The sequence below is a fragment of the Acinetobacter sp. YH01008 genome (assembly GCF_013420435.1).
GTDB classification, from domain to species: domain Bacteria; phylum Pseudomonadota; class Gammaproteobacteria; order Pseudomonadales; family Moraxellaceae; genus Acinetobacter; species Acinetobacter pseudolwoffii.
The window spans coordinates 1-2188 of the sequence record NZ_VOYD01000073.1 but is presented as its reverse complement, the minus strand read 5'-3'; the positions used below and the strand labels follow the sequence as shown (position 1 = coordinate 2188).

1 protein-coding gene and 2 pseudogenes are annotated in these 2188 nt (G+C 59.9%); all 3 read right to left on the bottom strand.

What is annotated here, in order from left to right; translation table 11 throughout:
- Window positions 1-209: 209 nt before the first annotated feature.
- Window positions 210-1196 (bottom strand): annotated as a pseudogene (locus tag FTT75_RS15575) (type IV secretory system conjugative DNA transfer family protein); the annotation flags it as partial.
- A 131-nt stretch (window positions 1197-1327) separates the two neighbouring features.
- On the bottom strand, window positions 1328-2008 hold the full coding sequence (locus FTT75_RS15570; RefSeq protein WP_109354582.1) for a LysR family substrate-binding domain-containing protein: 681 nt from the start codon (window positions 2006-2008) through the stop codon (window positions 1328-1330).
- Window positions 2009-2011: 3 nt separating this feature from the next.
- A pseudogene (locus FTT75_RS16000) lies at window positions 2012-2188 on the bottom strand (LysR family transcriptional regulator); the annotation flags it as partial.

Sequence of the window (2188 nt, the reverse complement as noted above, 5' to 3'; positions counted from 1 at the left end):
AAGTCATTTGAATGATTTCTTCTTGGTCTACGTGTCATAAAATACTCCATATATTGATGTTTATAACATCATTTGGGGAGCAAAATATCACTTATAAGTGTTGTTCAAATTTCCTGATCCACCTCTGTGGCTCAACCTGCGAAAAGAAACGAGTTGCTACGTAAGTCCGAGAACATGCTTTCCATGGTCTCTGAGCTCGCCTTTGGGACCGACATATCGGTGGAGAGCACCCCGCTTCGTTCGTTCTCGCTCTTGTTCAACAGCTCGCGCGCCGACGACGCGATGACGGGATGAACGCCAGCCTCGCCGAGATGCGGCGTGTCCATCATGGCGCGCAAGGTCGCCTCGACCGGGCGGCGGGGATCGGACAGGAAATTGGCGACGCCCGCCAGCGTCTTGTCCTTCTCCGCATAGAGAACATGCAGGATCGCGCCGACCAGCAGGCTATGGCTGGTCTTTTCCCAATGATTACGCTTGTCGAGGCTGCCTTCGGGATCGACCAGAATATCCGCGATGTTCTGCACGTCGCGGACTTCCCACTCCCCCTGCCGCACCTCCAGCAACGGATTGTAGGCCGACGATCTGGCGTTCGTGGGATCGAACAGCAGGACGCGGCCGTGCTTCGCGCGAAAGCCGGCCGTCAGCGTCCAGTTCTCGCCCTTGATGTCGTGGACGATGCAGCTTCCCGGCCATGTCAGCAGCGTCGGCACCACCAGCCCGACGCCCTTACCGCTGCGGGTCGGCGCGAAGCATAAGACATGCTCGGGACCGTCATGGCGCAGATAGTCTTGCGTATGCCGGCCGAGCACTACGCCATCGGGGCCGAGCAATCCGGCCGCACGGATTTCCTTGTCTTCCGCCCATCGCGCCGATCCGTAGGTGGCGATGTTGCGGGCTTCCCGCGCTCGAATGATCGACATGAGGATGGCGGCGGCGATGGCGATGAAGCCGCCCGATACCGCGATGATGCCGCCCTCGACGAAGATAGCGGGCGCGTAGGCGTCGAAGGAAAACCACCACCAGAAGAAGGCCGGCGGATAATAGACCGGCAGGCCCGCCAGATCGAACCATGGCGCTCCAAGCTGGGGCTGGAAGCCGAGGCGAAAGGCAACCCATTGCGTCGCCGCCCACGTCATCACCAGAACGATGGTGATGACTACGGCGATCTGACCCCAAAGGATTCGGCCTCCGCGCAATGCAGGCTCCAGTCGGCAAAAGAGACGGAGCCGATCAGAGAGTAGGCAAAATCGGGACGGGCAACAGGAAAGAGGATGCCGGAGGGCTGCCGGATACTATCGGCGGCAAATAGGATGGATCGCCTGTGCCGTTATCGTGCCGGTCGAGTGCCATCCAGGAAACGATTGGGCGAATCGCCGTCACGCTTCATTTTGCCTGCGAGGTTGAGTAGATTTTTCAGTGCGGAGTTGCGATTGAACGGCGACCAGACGGCTGTAAAGGCAACCGGCTCCGGTTCATCGAGGAAGGGCAGGAAGACGATGCCGGTCGTCGGCAACAATGACGTTGCCTCGCCGACGATAGTGATGCCGAAGCCTTGTCCGACCATAGATAGCAGCGTGTCGCGCCCCACATCAAAGCGCCGGATCGACGGTGCGGGCCAACGCCCGGCAAGGCGCAGCACGATATGGTCATGGACCTGCGGGCCGGTGCCACCATAGCGAACAATGAAAGTCTCGCCGACCAGATCGGACCAAGTGATTGCGGACTGCCCGGCGAGGCGATGCCCATCCGATAGCACGGCCACCAGCGGTTCGGTCCAGATCGGTCGGGTATGGCAGTCGGGCATCTCGGGCTTGCCCGCGACGAACACCACGTCGAGCTGGTCAGCACGAAGCTGCATCACCGCATCGCGGGCTGTGCCTTCGGTGATCTCAACCTCAATGCCCGTATGTTCTTCCCGATAATGACGGATCAGCTCCGTGAGAAAGCTGCGTGGGATTAAGGCATGGATGCCGATGCGAAGCCGGCCGTATTCTCCTTGAGCTGTCATGCCTGCGGTCTTCACTGCGTGATCGAGTTGATCGACACCCGCCGTGACACGCTCCATGAAGTGCCTGCCTGCGTCTGTTAGCCGAACGCCCCGCGCATGGCGCTCAAATAGCAGGACACCAAGGTTATCCTCCAGCGCTTTCACACGCGCGCTGACGCTCGACTGGCTGATACCAAGTGC

What these genes read in the sequence shown, in the direction of transcription:
- FTT75_RS15570 (WP_109354582.1), bottom strand. Translation starts at nt 2,008, where the DNA reads ATGACAGCTCAAGGAGAATACGGCCGGCTTCGCATCGGCATCCATGCC.